Origin of the sequence: Coralloluteibacterium thermophilum, from assembly GCF_042654365.1 — a bacterium.
GTDB lineage: Bacteria > Pseudomonadota > Gammaproteobacteria > Xanthomonadales > Xanthomonadaceae > Coralloluteibacterium > Coralloluteibacterium thermophilum.
This window is the reverse complement of record NZ_JBHSGG010000002.1, coordinates 379,210-394,001: the sequence shown is the minus strand read 5'-3', so window position 1 is coordinate 394,001 and position 14,792 is coordinate 379,210. Positions and strand designations below refer to the sequence as shown.

Annotated in this window: 12 protein-coding genes; 7 read left to right on the top strand and 5 right to left on the bottom strand. The window is 73.2% G+C overall.

The genetic code is table 11. The annotated features are described in order from the left end of the window. Nucleotides 1-14 precede the first annotated feature (14 nt). From ACFO3Q_RS02205 to ACFO3Q_RS02185, 5 genes are all read right to left on the bottom strand, one after another. A complete protein-coding gene (locus ACFO3Q_RS02205) occupies nucleotides 15-1,169 on the bottom strand; it encodes a heparan-alpha-glucosaminide N-acetyltransferase domain-containing protein (RefSeq protein ID WP_377002962.1) in 1,155 nt (384 codons plus the stop codon). 210 nt (nucleotides 1,170-1,379) lie between these two features. Continuing rightward, a complete protein-coding gene (locus tag ACFO3Q_RS02200; protein WP_377002961.1) occupies nucleotides 1,380-2,426 on the bottom strand; it encodes an ATP-grasp domain-containing protein in 1,047 nt (348 codons plus the stop codon). Continuing rightward, nucleotides 2,423-3,613, bottom strand: a complete 1,191-nt coding sequence (locus ACFO3Q_RS02195) for a flavohemoglobin expression-modulating QEGLA motif protein (RefSeq protein WP_377002960.1) — start codon at nucleotides 3,611-3,613, stop codon at nucleotides 2,423-2,425. The genes ACFO3Q_RS02200 and ACFO3Q_RS02195 overlap by 4 nt, the downstream gene beginning before the upstream one ends. Continuing rightward, a complete protein-coding gene (locus tag ACFO3Q_RS02190; protein WP_377002959.1) occupies nucleotides 3,604-4,461 on the bottom strand; it encodes an N-formylglutamate amidohydrolase in 858 nt (285 codons plus the stop codon). Before ACFO3Q_RS02190 ends, ACFO3Q_RS02195 begins: the two co-directional genes overlap by 10 nt. A 116-nt stretch (nucleotides 4,462-4,577) precedes the next feature. Beyond that, nucleotides 4,578-5,225 carry a UdgX family uracil-DNA binding protein gene (locus ACFO3Q_RS02185; protein WP_377002958.1) on the bottom strand — a complete coding sequence of 216 codons (648 nt, stop codon included), beginning with the start codon at nucleotides 5,223-5,225 and terminating at the stop codon, nucleotides 4,578-4,580. Nucleotides 5,226-5,522: 297 nt separating this feature from the next. Here ACFO3Q_RS02185 and ACFO3Q_RS02180 point away from each other — a divergent pair, with 297 nt between their 5' ends. From ACFO3Q_RS02180 to ACFO3Q_RS02150, 7 genes are all read left to right on the top strand, one after another. Beyond that, nucleotides 5,523-6,326, top strand: a complete 804-nt coding sequence (locus ACFO3Q_RS02180) for a TrmH family RNA methyltransferase (protein WP_377002957.1) — start codon at nucleotides 5,523-5,525, stop codon at nucleotides 6,324-6,326. A gap of 107 nt (nucleotides 6,327-6,433) precedes the next feature. Continuing rightward, nucleotides 6,434-7,771 carry an alpha/beta fold hydrolase family protein gene (locus ACFO3Q_RS02175; RefSeq protein ID WP_377002956.1) on the top strand — a complete coding sequence of 446 codons (1,338 nt, stop codon included), beginning with the start codon at nucleotides 6,434-6,436 and terminating at the stop codon, nucleotides 7,769-7,771. Beyond that, nucleotides 7,768-8,589, top strand: a complete 822-nt coding sequence (locus tag ACFO3Q_RS02170; protein ID WP_377002955.1) for an MlaA family lipoprotein — start codon at nucleotides 7,768-7,770, stop codon at nucleotides 8,587-8,589. The genes ACFO3Q_RS02175 and ACFO3Q_RS02170 overlap by 4 nt, the downstream gene beginning before the upstream one ends. 135 nt (nucleotides 8,590-8,724) lie before the next feature. After that, entirely contained in the window at nucleotides 8,725-10,464 is a 1,740-nt protein-coding gene (locus tag ACFO3Q_RS02165) for an alpha-amylase family glycosyl hydrolase (protein ID WP_377002954.1), read from the top strand. Continuing rightward, on the top strand, nucleotides 10,461-12,128 hold the full coding sequence (locus ACFO3Q_RS02160) for an alpha-amylase family glycosyl hydrolase (protein ID WP_377002953.1): 1,668 nt from the start codon (nucleotides 10,461-10,463) through the stop codon (nucleotides 12,126-12,128). Before ACFO3Q_RS02165 ends, ACFO3Q_RS02160 begins: the two co-directional genes overlap by 4 nt. A 274-nt stretch (nucleotides 12,129-12,402) precedes the next feature. After that, nucleotides 12,403-12,633, top strand: a complete 231-nt coding sequence (locus tag ACFO3Q_RS02155) for a DUF378 domain-containing protein (protein WP_377002997.1) — start codon at nucleotides 12,403-12,405, stop codon at nucleotides 12,631-12,633. A 127-nt stretch (nucleotides 12,634-12,760) separates the two neighbouring features. Next, entirely contained in the window at nucleotides 12,761-14,722 is a 1,962-nt protein-coding gene (locus tag ACFO3Q_RS02150) for a PhoX family protein (protein ID WP_377002952.1), read from the top strand. Nucleotides 14,723-14,792 lie beyond the last annotated feature (70 nt).

The following is a 14,792-nucleotide window of genomic DNA, read 5'->3' as shown; positions in this document are numbered from 1 at the left end:
CCGCCGGATGCTAATCAGCGTTGCGACCACCTGCGCTGAACCCACTGGATCAGCCAGATCCACGCCGCGGTGGCCGCGATCAGGCCGAGGGTCAGGCCCAGCGCGTACTCGTAGGACACCGTGTGCATGTAGCCGAGCTGGTCGCGGAACAGGACGAAGATCACCAGGATGTGGAAGATGAACGCCTGCAGCGCGTCGCTGCCGATCAGCGTCACCGGCCGCAGCGCCCGCGCCAGCAGTTCGCCGCCGGCGATGGCGAGCCCGAGCAGCACCAGGGCGCCGCCGACGCTGAAGAGCATGAAGGTGAGCTCCGGCGGATGCTTGCCCGCGTTGCGCGCCGCCGCGAGCAGGGCGCCGCCGAGGTCGCCGTCCGCACGAGCGGCGAACCACGCCAGCAGCACGACGCCGAGCAGGGCGATGGCGCCGGCGAGGCCGAGCCGGGTGCGGGTGTCGCGGTACCAGCGCAGCATCAGTGCGCCGACGAGCAGCCCGGCGAGCACCAGCGGAAGCCGCGAGAGCTGGCCCCAGGTGTAGTAGTCGGCGTGCTCGACGATCAGCGCCTGGAGCTGCGGCACGCCCCAGAAGTCGAAGTTGGCCAGCAGCCACCACGAGGCCAGCCCCGCCACCACCGGGCTCGCCCACTGCAGCGGCACCGGCATCCGCGCCCACAGCGGCAGGAAGAAGGGAATCCACAGCAGAGCGATGGCGTAGAAGCCGAGGATCTCCACGTAGGAGGGGAAGTTCTGGTAGGTGAGCGCCTCGACGATGTCCTCGGGCTCGTAGAGCGCGTACATCTCCACGACGGTCAGCGCCTTGTACACCGCCAGCACCACCAGGCCGCGGATCAGCAGGCGGTTGCGCCGGCGCGGCCAGTCGTCGGCCCCGACCTTGGGCACGAACGCCACCGCCAGCGCGATGCCGAAGACCATGATGAACAGCGACGCCGAGAACTTGGTGATCGCGTGGATCGGCACCATGCCCCAGTCGGTGAACTGCTCGAACTGCAGCAGGCCGTTGACGCCGTGGCTCAGGATCATCAGGCACACGGCGAGCCCGCGCGCGAAGTCGATGGCCTCGATCCTGTTGCCGCGCGCCGTGCGCGACCCCGGCGACGCGAGCGCGCCGCTGCGTGCGTCGTGCGCGTCGGATCCGCTCGTGGCCGTGCTCACCGCGGGCTCCGCGCGACTGGAGGAAACGTCATGCCATCGTCCCTGTGATGCGATGCACGAAGCCTCGCCGCTGCGCGGCGGAGGTCGCGTGAAGCGGGATGGGTCCAGGACGGAGTGAGGAGAAGCGGGAAGCAAGAAGCGAGAAGCGAGAGAAGGACCGACGCCCCGCCCTACGTTTCCCACTCCTTCCCACTCACTCCTCGAGCGGCCTCAAAGCACCGCCAGCTCGGCGTTGGCGAGGGTGCCCCGGTACTGGTGGCGCAGCCTGACCTTGCGTTCGAGGTCGGCGATGATGTGGCGGGAGAAGTCCACGCCGGTGAGTTCCTCGATCATGTTGAGGCCGCCGGGCGTGTCCACGTTGATCTCCATCATCCTGTCGCCGACGATGTCGAGCCCGACCAGGTACATGCCGTCGCGCACGAGCTTGGGCGCCACCAGCTCCGCGAGCCGCAGCGCGTCCGCATCCGGCTGGGCCTTCTGGATCTTGCCGCCGGCCTTGATGTTGCTGCGTGCGTCGCCGGAGTCGTTGTAGCGGCGCAGGCAGGCGTAGACGCCATCGACCTGCAACGGGCGGCCGTTGAGCATGATCAGGCGCAGGTCGCCCTCGGCCGCCCTGGGCAGGTATTCCTGCGCGATCGCGTAGCCGTCGCGGATGACCGCCTCGATCATCTGGTTGAGGTTGGCCTCGCCGCCCGGCGCGACCACGAACACGCCCTGTCCGCCCGAGCCCTGCAGCGGCTTGATCACCGCGCGGCCGCCCTGCGCGGCGATGAACTGCTTGATCACCTCCGGGTCGCGCGCGATGCAGGTGGCCGGGCGCACCTCCTCCGGGAAGTGCTGGAAATAGGTCTTGTTGCAGGCGTCGGTCAGGTGCGCGGGGTCGTTGACCACGATGACCTGCCTGGCCGCCGCGAGCTGGGCGAACAGCAGTGCGCTGTTGGGCGCCCAGGGCCGCTCGACCAGTTCGTCGGCGGGATCGCTGCGCAGCATGAGCACGTCGAGTTCGTCGACGCGTATCCGCTCGACCCGTGCGTCCGGCCCCTGCAGCTCCGCGAGCAGGGCGGCGTCGTCGGCGTAGTCGTCGCGGCGGGGGCAGTGCGCCCGCGCGCACACGCTGCCGTCGGTCTCGTAGATGAAGTCCGCCAGCCCGATCAGGGCCACCGCGTGTCCGGCATTGGCGGCGACGCGCGCCAGGCGGATGGTGGTGTAGTCCTCGCGCTCGGTCTCGATGCGGTTGACGACGAAGGCCAGTTTCATTGCGGCGTGTCCTGGTGGAGATCGACGACGGAGAGAGTGCGGCAGCGTTCCAGCCGCGCGGCCGCGACGGGCGTGTCGAGCCAGCGCGGCAGGACCGCGGGCGGCCGTGCCCAGCCTTCCTCGACGAGGCGCTCCAGCACCACGAGGTGCGACAGCGCGAACTTGCCCATGAACAGCGGCGCGATGTCGCCGCCCTCGTGCAGGTGGTCGAGCAGGTCGGCGAGCCCGCGCAGGTACACCGCGTCCTTGGTGAGGCCGCCGCCGCGGCGCGCGCGGACGGCCACGTCGAAGGCGTCGCCGGCGGGCAGGTCGTGCCCGTGGTGCAGGCGCTCGAAGATGGCCGGCACGTCCTCGCCGCGCACGGCCATGTCGGTGGCGATCACCCGCGCGGCGAGGATGCGCAGGCGGCCCGGCGGCAGCCAGCCCGAGACGTACTCGGCGAGGACCGCGAGGCCCTCCTGCAGCGGGTCGTAGTCGGCGAGGCCGGATTCGAGCTGGCGCAGCGGCTGCTGGCGCCCGTTGTGCCGCGTCACCACGTGCGTGCCGATCTCGTGCTGGACCAGCGGCTGCACGCGCGCCTGCGGGAGGCGGATGCCGGCGGCCACGTGCAGGTTGCCCTGCGAGACCATCAGCATCGAGTTGAGGTCGTCCTCGACCACGATCTCCGCGCGGAAGCCGGGTGCCCGCGCCCGGTACCAGGCCAGCTCCGCCTCCGCGGCGGCGAGCATCTCGTCGAGCCCGGCGTCCGCGTCCGGCGGCGGGCCCGCGGGCACGCGCTCGAGGATCTCCCGCGCCATGCGCAGCAGCCGCGGCTCGGCGCCGCCGAACAGGTCCAGGCTCGCCGCGACGAAGCCGTCGGTGTCGCGCAGCCGCACCAGTTCGATCTGGCGGTCGAGCTCGCGCTGCTTCTCCGACAGCAGGCCGTGCAGCAGCGGGGATTCGATGTCGTCGACCGGCAGCGCCAGCAGGCGCGCGCGCAGGGCGGAGAGGTCGTCGTAGTCGGCGGCGTAGGAGAACGGCGGCACGCGGCTGCGACCGCTCTCCTCGAAGGCTTCCCAGAGCGCGTCGTTGTGGATCGGCGAGAGCGCGGTCAGCCAGTCCACCTCGGCGTCCATGCGCGCCAGCGCCGCATCGACGCGGGCGGCCACCGGCGGCAGCGGGCGCACGGCCCCGACGGCTAGCGGCACCGCGCGAACTCCCCCCGTACCGCGTCCACCGCGCGCTTCAGGCCGTAGCGGAAGTCGTCCAGCACCGCCACGTCGGCCATCGCCGACCATTCGTCCATGTAGATCTTCTTGTACTCCAGCGAGATCACGCACAGCCGGTCGCCGTACTCGGCATGCAGCCACTCGGGGAAGTGCCCGCCGGTGGGATAGCGCACGTTCTCGCGTACGTCCGGGTGGCGGCCATCGACGAGGGTGGCGCGCAGTGCGTCGGCGAAGCGGCAGGCGACGCCGCCGTGGCGCGCGCGGTCGAGCGTGGTCACGCCGAGGTCGATCTCGGGGTTCCCGTCGGCCGCCGCCGGCGGCGCGTCGGCGCCGTCGCGGCGGTGGTTGTAGCTGTGGATGTCGAGCACCAACAGGCTGTCCCAGGTCTCCAGCAGGCCGTCCATGAGCGCGCGCATGTCGGCGTAGAAGCGGTCGTAGTCGGCGAGGCAGCGGGCGCGTTCGGTCTCGGGCAACGGCGTGCGCCACACGTCCAGGCCCCAGGTGTCCTCCGGGCGACGCGGGACGGCCAGCGCACGCGGGCGGTTCATGTCGGTCTGGAAGCGCGAGGTGCGCACGCGCACCTGGCTGTCGGCGACCGTCGTGAGCACCCCGGTGAGCGGGTCCTCCTCGCGACGCCGCTCGTCCGCGCTCAGGCGCATGCAGCGCAGCACGCTCTCGCGGACCTGGTGGCCGTCGTGGATGGCGGTGGCCACCACCGGGCCGTTGCCGACGTGGACCTCCCAGTCGTCGCAGCGCCGCTCGGCCAGACGCGCATGCGCGCCGGGCAGGACGGACGGGGCGTGGCGGACGGGGTGGGATGCCGGCATCGATGCTCCTTGGCGGAATCGCGGTGACGGTGCCGCGGTGCGGGCGAGGATGGCCGCCCGCGAATCAGCCGGGCGTGAGCCCGGTGCCGACGGCGCGTTAACGCGGGGCCGGGCGTTCAGGGCCCGGCCAGCGCCTCGGCCAGGCGTGCGAGGTCCTCGCGCAGGTCGTCGCGCAGCGCCGCGCGGCGCTCTCCCGGTGCGCGCAGCACCGCGGAGGGATGCCAGGTCGCCATGCCCTGCGCGCCGGCCAGCGGCTGCCACTGCCCGCGCTGCGCGGTCAGCCGGAACGCGTTGCCGAACACGTTCTGCGCGGCCAGTGCGCCGAGGCACACGACGTGACGCGGGCGGATCCTGTCCAGCTCCGCCGCGAGCCAGCGCCGGCACGCCGTCTGCTCGGCCGCGTTGGCGCGCTTGTGCAGGCGCGCCTTGCCGCGCTGCTCGAACTTGAAGTGCTTGACCGCGTTGGTGATGTAGACCTCGGCCGGGTCGACGCCGGCCTCCTCCAGGAGTTCGTGCAGCAGGCGCCCGGCCGGCCCGACGAATGGCCGCCCCTCGATGTCCTCGCGATCGCCCGCCTGCTCGCCGACCATCACCACGCGCGCGTCGGCCGGCCCTTCGCCGAACACAGTCTGCGTCGCCGGCGCCCAGAGCGGACACGCGCGGCAGCCGCGGGCCTTGCGCCGCAGCGTGGCGAGATCGCCCGCGGGGATCTCCGGCGGCGGCTTGGCGAGGGGTTGCCAGATGTCGGTGCGGGATGCGGCCACGGGTGCTCCTCCCTGCGCATTCAAGGCAGCGGGCAGGTGAGTCGGGAATGAAGTTCGCGGAGCGGGGGACTCCGCGCGCGGGAGGCCGACGGCGCGGCCAGCGCTGCGTCGTCGGCGCGGGCCGGCCGCGTCCCGGCGCTCCGGCCGTGGAAGCTGGGGGGCGGCACGGAAGGAGGAGCGAGAGATGGAGCGCCGGAAACGACTGGGCGACCGCGCTGCCTCTCGCTTCTCGCTCGCCCTGCCGGGGCGACGACCGCTCCGGCGTATCCTGTGTCGCCATTCCTTCTCCCGACCGCGATGCACCGCGACCCCTCCCGCCGTCCCCGTCCCGTCCGCGCGAACGCGCCCGCGGGGGCGCGTGCGCGACGCGAGGAGGAGGTGCGCCTGTACGGCCTCAACGCGGTCCGCGCTGCGTTCGCGCAGCGACCCGAGGCCCTGCGCAAGCTCTACCTGACCGAGGCGCGCCTTCCCGCGCTGCAGCCGCTGCTGGCCTGGTGCGTGGCGCGCCGCGTCGGCTATCGCGTGGTCGGGACCGAGGATCTCGACCGGCTCGCCGCGAGCACCCACCACGAGGGCGTGGTGGCCGAGATGCAGCGCGCGCCGGTGCTGCCGGCGGCGCAGTGGCTGGCCCGGCTCGCGCCGGGTCCGCAGTCGGCGCTGTGGCTCGACGGCGTGGGCAACCCGCACAACCTCGGCGCGATCCTGCGCTCGGCGGCGCACTTCGGCGTCGGCGCGGTGCTGCTGCCGCAGGCCTCGACGCTGGCGGTGTCGGGCGCGGCGGCGCGCGTGGCCGAAGGCGGCGCGGAGGCGGTGCCGCTGGTGCGGCTCGCGCCGGGCGAGGCGGCCCTGCGCCAGCTCCGCGAGGCCGGCTTCGCGCTCGCGGCGACGGTGGTGGACGGCGGCGACGATCTCTTCGCCGCCGCGCTGCCCGAGCGCCTGGTCTACGTGCTCGGCAACGAGGGCGAAGGCATGGACCGGGCGCTGGCCGCGGCCTGCGACCTGCGCCTGTCGATACCGGGCACGGGCCGGGTCGAGAGCCTCAACGTGGCGGCCGCCACCGCGGTGCTGCTCGCGACCTGGCGCATGCGGCACCCGGGATGAGGCCGGACGGGAGTCCACGCGATCTGAACGCGGCCTCCGGCCGAATGCCGGGGCCGTCGCGCCGTCGCGGCGCGGCCGGCCGATACCAAGAACGACAAAGGATGCGCATGCGGGTCTTCGACATCGGGCCGTGCACCCGCGGGTGCCTGGTCCTGCTGTTCCTGCTCGGGCTGGTCGCCGCGGCGTCGGCGCAGCCGCTGCCGGTGTCGGGCCGTGCGACCGGCCTCGCCGACGGTCCCGGGCTGCGCGCGACGGTGTTCGGGCCGGACCGCGAGCGGCTGGCCGAGCTGCCGGGCGACGTGCCGGTGCGCGAGATCCGGCTCGCGGTCGAGGGTGCGCGGCCGGTGCCCGACCTGTTCTGGTTCAACCGAAAGCTGCGGGTGTGGTTCTCCCGGCAGAAGGGCCCGGCGCCGCTGGTCGTGGTGATCGCCGGCACCGGCGGCGACGGCAACACGCAGAAGCTCGGCATGCTGCGCGCGGCGCTGTACGGCGAGGGCTACCACGTGCTCACCCTGCCGTCGCCGACCTTCCCGGGCTTCGTGGTCGCCGCGTCCAGCACCGGCGTGGCGGGCGACCTCACGCAGGATGCGATCGACCTGCGGCGGGTCATCCGGCAGGTCGTGTCGGAACTGCCGCGCGGCGTCGAGATCACCGGCCTGCACGCCGTCGGCTACAGCCTGGGCGGCGCGCACGCCGCGGTCATCAAGGCGCTCGACACCGGTCCCGACGCGCTGGGCGTGCAGCGGGTGGTGATGATCAATCCGCCGGTGAGCCTGTTCGCCTCCGTCGGCCGGCTCGACCGCCTCTTCGCCGACACCATCGGCGACGACAACGCCGACATCGAACGCTTCTACCAGCGGCTCTACGCCGAGCTGGCGCATCTCTACCGCGGCGCCGAGGCGCTGGAGCTGGACGGGACCTTCCTGCTCCAGGCCGCGCCCAGCCTGCTGCGCAGCGACGACGAGTTCGCCGCCGCCATCGCGCTGTCGTTCCGGCTGGCGCTGGTCAACATGTTCTTCGCCGCCGACTACTACGCCGGCACCGGCGTGGTGGTGGACCCGGCCGCGCCGCCGCGGGTGGGCGATTCGCTCGGCGCGGCCTTCCGCGAGCTGCGTGCGCGGCCGTTCGCCGACTACTTCGAGCGGGTGTTCGCGCCCTACTACCTGGCGCTGCGCCCGGACTGGACGCGCGAGCAGTTGATCGCGGGGAGCAGCCTGGAGCTGATCGGGCCGCAGCTCGCGGCCGACCGCGACGTGTACGCCCAGACCAGCCGCAACGACCTGATCCTCGACGCGCGCGAGCTGGCCTGGCTGCGCGACACCCTCGGCCCGCGCATCGTGGTCTACGACCACGGCGGCCACCTCGGCAATCTCGGCGAGCGGCAGCAGATCGAGGACATGCTGCGCATGCTGGCCGGCACCTGGGACGCGGGGGAGGCGCCATGAGGCGGGCGCTCGTCCTCGTCCTCGCGTTCGCGGCCGGCGGCGGCTGCGCGACCGCGCCGCAGCGCGCCGCGCCGCCCGGCGAAACCACCGGCTCGCAGGAGGAGGTCGCGCAGTCCACCGCGGTGCACGACCCGTGGGAGCGCTTCAACCGCGGCGTCTACCGCTTCAACGCGCGCTTCGACGAGGCGATCTTCCTGCCGGTGGCGAACGGCTACCGCAAGGTCGTGCCGCGGCCGGTGCGGCGCGGCCTGGGCAACGCCTTCGCCAACCTCGGCGAGGTGCCCAACACCGCGAACCACCTGCTGCAGGGCCGCCCGGGCTACGGCGTGCGCAGCGCCGGCCGCTTCCTGGTCAACAGCACGCTCGGCCTGGCGGGCTTCTTCGACGTCGCCAGCCACCTCGGGCTGACGCCGGTGCCCACCAGCTTCGGCAACACGCTGGGGCGCTGGGGCGTGGGCCCGGGGCCCTACCTGGTCGTCCCGCTGCTCGGGCCCTCGACCCTGCGCGACGGCGCGGGGCAGCTGTTCGACTTCGGGGTGCAGCGCGGGGTCGATGCCGGCGGGCTGTACACCAGCGACAACGCGACCGCGATCGGCGCGGTCTACATGATCGACGGCCGCGCCCGCAATCCCTTCCGCTACTACGAGACCGGCTCGCCGTTCGAATACGAGCTGATCCGCTTCCTCTACACGCGCAAGCGCGCGCTGGAGATCGAAGGCACGCGCGCACTGCCCGACGCACCGCCGGTCGCGCCGCCGCCGCCGGCCGCGGAGGACGAGGACGACGCGGCGATGCCGCTCGCCGACCCGCTGGGCTAGCCTGCCCGGAGGCAGGCTGGCGCGGCCCTGGGCGCTGCCGAGGCATGGCGGCCTTCGGCGGCTTTCAACGCATGCTCACCGCGCGGCCCCTAGGGTGGGACACCTTTGTCGAAGAGCGACGGAGGTGATTCCGCGATGACCGTGCACTGCAGGCCCTGGTGGCGCGAGCTCGGACTGGACCGCAACGACCCGAACGAGGACGACGCCGGGCAGGCGCGCGACCACCGCTGGTGGGTCAACGCGGTCATCTACCAGCTCACGCCGTGGAGCTTCCAGGACTCGGACGGCGACGGCATCGGCGACCTGCCCGGCGTGATCCGCCGGCTCGACTACATCACGTCGCTCGGCGTCGATGCGGTCTGGCTGACGCCGATCTTCGGCTCGCCGATGGACGACCTCGGCTACGACGTCACCGACTTCGAGAAGGTCGCGCCGCTGTTCGGCGGCGACGCGGCCTTCGAGCGCCTCTTGCTGCTGGCGCACCAGCGCGGGCTGCGGGTGATCCTCGACATGGTCTGGAACCACACCTCCGACCGCCACGCCTGGTTCGTCGAGAGCCGCGCCAGCCGCGACAACCCGAAGGCGGACTGGTACGTCTGGGCCGATCCCGGCGCCGACGGCGGCCCGCCCAACAACTGGCTGTCCTCGTTCTCCGGCGAGTCGGCGTGGATCTGGGAGGCGGCGCGCGGGCAGTACTACCTCGCCAACTTCCTGCCCAGCCAGCCCGACCTCAACTGGTACAACCCGGACGTGCGCGACGCGGTGCTGGCGCAGGCGCGCTTCTGGCTGGAGCGCGGCATCGACGGCATGCGCCTGGACGCGGTCAACTTCTTCTGCCACGACCGTTCGCTGGCCGACAACCCGATGCGCGAGGGCGACTGCCTGCCCGACGGCATCTCCCCGGACAACCCGCTGACCCGCCAGCGCTTCGTCAACAGCTTCTGCCGGCCGGAGACGCTGGACTACCTCGCGCCGCTGCGCAGGCTGGCCGACGAATACCCGGGCGTGGCGCTGCTGGGCGAGGTGATCGAGGCCGAGGACTCGGTGCGGCTCGCCGCCGACTACACGGCCGGCCGCGAACGCCTGCACCTGGCCTACCACGGCGCCCTGCTGTTCGACGCGCGCATGGAGGCCGTCCACATGCGCCGCATCCTCGACCGGGTGCTGGACGCCTTCGGCGACCGCGGCGCCTGCTGGATCGCCGGCAACCACGATTTCGGGCGCCTGCATTCGCAGTGGAACGCGCGCGACCAGGATTACCCGGGCGACTTCCACCGCATGATGGCCCTGCTGCTGGTGTGCCTGCCCGGCGCCTTCTGCCTGTGGCAGGGCGACGAGCTCGGACTGACCGAGGCGCGGATTCCCGAGGACATCCCGCCCGAGGCGCTGAAGGATCCCTTCGGGCGCCGGATGTACCCGCGGCTCAAGGGGCGCGACGGCGCGCGCACGCCCATGCCCTGGGACGACGGCGCGGCCCACTGCGGCTTCACCACCGGCGACGCGCCCTGGCTGCCGATCCCGCGGGCGCACGCGGCGCGCTCCGTCGCGCGGCAGGCCTCCGACCCGCAGTCCACCCTCAACCACTGGCGCCAGGTGCTGCACTGGCGCAGGAAGCAGCCCGCCCTGCGCGAGGGCACCACGCGCGTCCTCGACCTCGCGCCGCCGCTGTTCGGCTTCCTGCGCGAGGGCGCGGGGCAGCGCCTGCTGTGCGTGTTCAACATGGACGGGCGCGCGGTGCGGATCGATCCGGCACGGCTGGGCCCGCTGCGCTGCCTCAACGCGATCGACGGCACGCCGCGCGAGGATCCCTTCCTGCTGCCGCCCTGGGGCTGGCTGTGCGCCGAGCCCGAGGCGGATGCCGCGGTGGCGGCATGAGCGCGGCCGATGCGCGGGCCTGGTGGCGCGACGCGGTGATCTACCAGGTCTACCCGCGCAGCTTCCAGGACAGCGGCGGCGACGGCGTGGGCGACCTGGCGGGCATCCGCCGGCGCCTGCCCTACATCGCCGACCTCGGCGCCGACGCGGTGTGGATCAGTCCCTTCGTGCGCTCGCCGATGAAGGACTTCGGCTACGACGTCTCGGACTTCCGCGCCATCGAGCCCATGTTCGGCGACATGGCCGCCTTCGACGCGCTGGTCGCCGACGCGCACGCGCTCGGCCTGAAGGTGCTGATGGACCAGGTGTGGAACCACACCTCGGACCGGCACCCCTGGTTCGTCGAGAGTCGCGCCAGCCGCGACAACCCGAGGGCCGACTGGTACGTCTGGGCCGATCCCGCGGCCGACGGCGGCCCGCCCAACAACTGGCGCTCGGCCTTCGGCGGCAGCGCCTGGACCTTCGATCCGGGGCGCCGCCAGTACTACCTGCACAATTTCCTCGCCGAGCAGCCGGACCTCGACTGGCACAACCCGGAGGTGCGGGCGGCGATGATCGCGATCGGCCGCTTCTGGCTGGAGCGCGGGGTCGACGGCTTCCGCCTCGACGTCGTCAACTTCTACGCCCACGACCGCAGTCTCGCCGACAACCCGCCGCGGCCGCCGGACGTGCCGCGCCCCGCGGGCGCGGGACGCGGCGATCCCTACTTCGACCACATCAACCGCGGCACCGTGTGCCGCCCGGAGACCCTGGCGATGCTGGGCGAGCTGCGCGCCCTGGCCGACGCGTATCCGGGGACGGTGCTGCTCGGGGAGGTGTCCTCGGCCGAGGACAGCCTGGCGGCGGCGGCCGACTACGTCGCGGGCGACGGGCGCCTGCATCTTGCCTACAACTCGGCCCTGGTGACCGACGAGCCCTTCACCGCCGAGGGCCTGCACGCCCTGATCGCCCGCGCGCAGGCGCTGTTCCCCGACCATCGGCTGTGCTGGACCTTCGGCACCCACGACTTCCCGCGGCTCAAGGGCCGCTGGGCCGAGCACGCGCGACATGCCGAGGCGCTCGAACGCCGTCGCGACGCGCTGCTGGCGGCCCTGCTGGCGACGTTGCCCGGTGCCTGCTGCATCTACCAGGGCGACGAGCTCGGCCTGCCGCAGGCGCAGCTCGCCTTCGAGCAGCTCCGCGACCCGTTCGGCATCGCCAACTGGCCCCACGTGCTCGGCCGCGACGGCTGCCGGACGCCGATGCCGTGGACGGACGCGGCGCCGCACGGCGGCTTCAGCTCGGCGCCGCAGACCTGGCTGCCGATGCCGGCCGAGCACCTCGCGCTCGCGGTGTCGCGGCAGCAGGGCGATCCCGGCTCGCTGCTGGAGACCTATCGCGGCCTGCTGCGCTGGCGCCGCCGCACGCCGGCGCTGCGCGGCGGTGCCCTGCGCCTGTTCCCCGTGCAGGGCCCGGTGCTGGCCTTCGCCCGCGGCAGCGGCCGCGGGCGCGTGGTGTGCGCCTTCAACCTCTCGCCCGAGGCCGCGACGCGAGGGCTGGAGGCGATGGCGGCCGGCGGGACGCACTGCCGCGCGCTCGCCGGCGACTGCCGCATCGAGGGCGACGTGCTGGTGCTGCCAGGCTTCGGTGCCGCGGTGCTGGAAGGGTCGGGGTGCGAGGAGTGAGGGGTGGGGAACGGAGGTGTTACGTNTGGGGGGGCTTGGGGCTTGGGGCTCGGGGCTTGGGGCTTGGGGCTTGGGGCGCGGGGCGCGGGGCGCGGGAAGCGGGGGAGCTGCGAGTGGAACGGGGGTGCTCGGGCTTCCTCCGGTTCCTCGCTTCCGCTGGCTCGTTCCTTCGGCGCCCTGCGGTGTAGACACGCGCGTCGCGCGGCCTTGATCGTGCCGTCGCGCCACTGCGCCTAGCGTGGGCCGCACCCTCAACCGGATCGCCGCCATGCGCCTGAACGCACTCAACGTCGTCTGCCTGATCCTCGTGATCGTCGGCGCCCTCAACTGGGGCCTCGTCGGCGCCTTCAACTTCGATCTGGTCGCCGCGCTCTTCGGAGGCGTGCCGGCGATCCAGCGCCTGGTCTACATCCTCGTCGGCGTGGCCGGCATCGTGCTCGCCATCGGCGCGTTCGCCTCGCGCCCGGGCACGCACGGCACCACCCACGCCGGCGTGCGCCACTGATCGCACCGGAGCCCCCGCGGCGGCGCCGTCCGGTGCCGCCGTTGTCTTGCAACTGTCATCTGCGTATCAGCGTGCTTTCGCGCGCGTCCGGCAGGCTGTGCGTCCCCCGGACGCCAGGACAGCCCCGATGCGCACGCACGCCACTCCGCCCGCGCCGCCGATCGACTTCGACAACGAGGACAGCAATCCCAGCGGCAACAGGCACTTCGCCGACGTGCTGCGGGTGAACCGGCAGCGCCGCGCCCTCCTGCGCGGCGGCGTCGGCATGGCGGTCGGCGCAGGGCTCCTCGGCCACGCCGGGCTCGCGGCGGCCGCGGCACCGCCCAAGGGTTCGCTCAAGCCCGCGCCGACGGCGCTGAGCTTCGAGGCCGTGCCGGTGAACCGCCTCGACGCCATCACCGTGCCGCCCGGCTACACCGCGCGCGCGGCCTTCGCCTGGGGCGAGCCGCTGCTGGCGCCGTATCCGGCCTACCGCGACGGCGGCCTCAACTCGGCCGCGGAGCAGGCGCTCCAGATCGGCCAGCACCACGACGGGATGCACTACTTCCCGCTGGAGAGCGGTCCGCGCGGCAGCGCGCACGGCCTGCTGGTGATGAACCACGAGTACATCGACCAGGCCACCCTGCATCCGGCGGGGGCCACCGTGGACGCCGAGGGCCGCAGGCCGCAGGAGGAGGTGGACAAGGAGATCGCCGCGCACGGCGTCAGCGTGATCGAGATCGAGCGCCGCGGCCAGGAGTGGACGATCGTGCGCGGCGCGTATAACCGCCGCATCACCGGCGCCACGCCGATGGAACTGGCCGGCCCGGTGCGCGGCAGTCGGCTCGCGCGCACCCAGTACAGCCCCGACGGCACCCGCACGCGCGGCACGCTCAACAACTGCGCCCACGGCTTCACGCCCTGGGGCACCTACCTTACCTGCGAGGAGAACTGGGCCGGCTACTTCGTCAACACCGACGCCGAGCGTCCGCGCGAGCACGCGCGCTACGGCATCGGCGCCGCCAGCCGCTACGGCTGGGAGGCGCGTCACCCGCGCTTCGACGCCAGCCGTCGCGCGGACGACGCCGGCGGCGACTTCCGCAACGAGCCCAACACCTTCGGCTGGATCGTCGAGATCGACCCGACCCGGCCGGACAGCACGCCGGTGAAGCGCACCGCCATGGGCCGCTTCGGCCACGAGGGCATTGTGTTCGGCACGCCGCGGCCGGGCCGGCCGCTGGCCTTCTACATGGGCGACGACGCCAACAACGAGTACATCTACAAGTTCGTCAGCCGCGACCGCTACGTGCCCGGCCGCGCCGACGGCAGCCTGCTGGACCACGGCACGCTCTACGTGGCGCGCTTCGACGACGACGGCACCGGCGAGTGGCTGCCGCTGGACATCGAGGACGCCGGCTTCCGCGCCGCCGCGGCCGCCGCGGGCGTGCGCTTCGCCGACCAGGCCGACGTGCTGGTCAACACGCGGCTGGCGGCCGACGTGGTCGGGGCCACGCGCATGGACCGTCCCGAGTGGGGCGCGGTGGACCCGCGCAGCGGCGAGGTCTACTTCACCCTGACCAACAACGCCGCGCGCACGCCGGGCGACACCGATGCGGCGAACCCGCGCGGTCCGAATCCCTACGGCCACATCATCCGGTTCAGCGAGGACCGCGGCCGCCACGAGGCCACGCGCTTCGAGTGGGACCTGTTCCTGCTGGCCGGCCCCGAGGGCAACAGCCTCGGCCCCGACGGCGAGGCGCTCGACGCGGACAACATCCTCGCCAGCCCCGACGGCCTGTGGTTCGACCACAACGGCCTGCTGTGGATCCAGACCGACATGAGCGGCAGCCAGCTCGCGTCCGGGCCGTTCGGCAACAACCAGATGCTGGTGGCCGACCCGGTGACCCGGCGCATGAAGCGCTTCCTCGTCGGCCCCGTCGGCTGCGAGATCACCGGCGTCGTCACCACGCCGGACGCGCGCACCATGTTCGTCAACGTGCAGCACCCGGGCGAGTCGGGCAGCAGCCACTGGCCGGACGGCGCCGGGCGCCGTCCGCGCTCGGCGACCGTGATCGTCACCCGCGACGACGGCGGCGTGATCGGCGCCTGAGCCGCGCCGTTCGCCGCGCACGGCGGAACCCGCCTCCACGCTCACCGCCGGCTCACCCTGGGCCGGCGAG

Excerpts from the sequence above, each read along its gene's own strand:
- ACFO3Q_RS02200 (WP_377002961.1), bottom strand. The coding sequence starts at position 2,426 with ATGAAACTGGCCTTCGTCGTCAACCGCATCGAGACCGAGCGCGAGGAC.
- ACFO3Q_RS02190 (WP_377002959.1), bottom strand. The coding sequence starts at position 4,461 with ATGCCGGCATCCCACCCCGTCCGCCACGCCCCGTCCGTCCTGCCCGGC.
- ACFO3Q_RS02180 (WP_377002957.1), top strand. The coding sequence starts at position 5,523 with ATGCACCGCGACCCCTCCCGCCGTCCCCGTCCCGTCCGCGCGAACGCG.
- ACFO3Q_RS02175 (WP_377002956.1), top strand. The coding sequence starts at position 6,434 with ATGCGGGTCTTCGACATCGGGCCGTGCACCCGCGGGTGCCTGGTCCTG.
- ACFO3Q_RS02170 (WP_377002955.1), top strand. The coding sequence starts at position 7,768 with ATGAGGCGGGCGCTCGTCCTCGTCCTCGCGTTCGCGGCCGGCGGCGGC.
- ACFO3Q_RS02165 (WP_377002954.1), top strand. The coding sequence starts at position 8,725 with ATGACCGTGCACTGCAGGCCCTGGTGGCGCGAGCTCGGACTGGACCGC.
- ACFO3Q_RS02160 (WP_377002953.1), top strand. The coding sequence starts at position 10,461 with ATGAGCGCGGCCGATGCGCGGGCCTGGTGGCGCGACGCGGTGATCTAC.
- ACFO3Q_RS02150 (WP_377002952.1), top strand. The coding sequence starts at position 12,761 with ATGCGCACGCACGCCACTCCGCCCGCGCCGCCGATCGACTTCGACAAC.